The following is a 749-nucleotide window of genomic DNA, read 5'->3' as shown; positions in this document are numbered from 1 at the left end:
TCGTTGCCGAATTTTTTGATTTTCTCAGAAATTCCGTATGGCTCAAGTGCTTGCATTGCATTCGGAGCAATGATAATACCCGTACCAGCAACAGTAGGCTCAGTGTTTTTATCATATACTTTTACTTCTATTCCTATTTTTTGTAAGGAAATTGCTGCGCAAAGTCCAGCAATACCGCCACCAATAATTATGACATTGTTCATTTGTTATCACTCCACCTTTGAATGACTTTGTTCATAAAATGACCTTGGTCATTTTATGAGTTAAGGTTAATCCCTTTTTATGTAATTGTCAATTATACTTTTAACTATAGTTATGGAATGATTAGGTGAAAATAGAATGAATGAAACTTCCCAGCAATGTAGAAAAGTAAATAGTAAAATTAAGCATCCGAGTAGGAGTATAGAGTGATAACATGTTACAATACAGCTAAGAACATGCAATAAAGGAGAGTTTTTTACGTGAAGATTAAAGCAATTGAACCGACGCCAAGTCCAAATACAATGAAAGTTATTTTGAATGAAGTATTACCATCAGGAGCACGTAATAATTATACAAATGAAAATAAAGAACAAGCGCCAATGCAAGTGCAAGAAATTTTGAAAATTGAAGGTATTAAAGGTGTATATCATGTAGCCGACTTTTTAGCAGTGGAGCGAAATGCAAAGTATGACTGGAAAGTTTTATTACAGCAAGTTCGTGCTGTTTTTGGCGAAGAAGTAGTAGAAGAAAGTGAAGAACAACAACTT

At 33.9% G+C, this 749-nt stretch carries 2 protein-coding genes; one reads left to right on the top strand and one right to left on the bottom strand.

The window, feature by feature from the left end:
• The coding region (locus tag RCF13_RS23725; protein ID WP_308141610.1) for an FAD-dependent oxidoreductase at positions 1 to 203 on the bottom strand (203 nt) is incomplete at its 3' end.
• 258 nt (positions 204 to 461) lie between these two features.
• On the opposite strand from RCF13_RS23725, the gene RCF13_RS23720 reads away from it, so the two are divergent.
• The coding region (locus RCF13_RS23720; RefSeq protein WP_308141609.1) for a NifU N-terminal domain-containing protein at positions 462 to 749 on the top strand (288 nt) is incomplete at its 3' end.

Source organism: Stenotrophomonas maltophilia group sp. RNC7 (assembly GCF_030910085.1).
GTDB classification, from domain to species: Bacteria; Pseudomonadota; Gammaproteobacteria; order Xanthomonadales; family Xanthomonadaceae; genus Stenotrophomonas; species Stenotrophomonas sepilia.
Note: the sequence above shows the minus strand (reverse complement) of the source record. Positions and strands in the feature narration are given on the sequence as shown.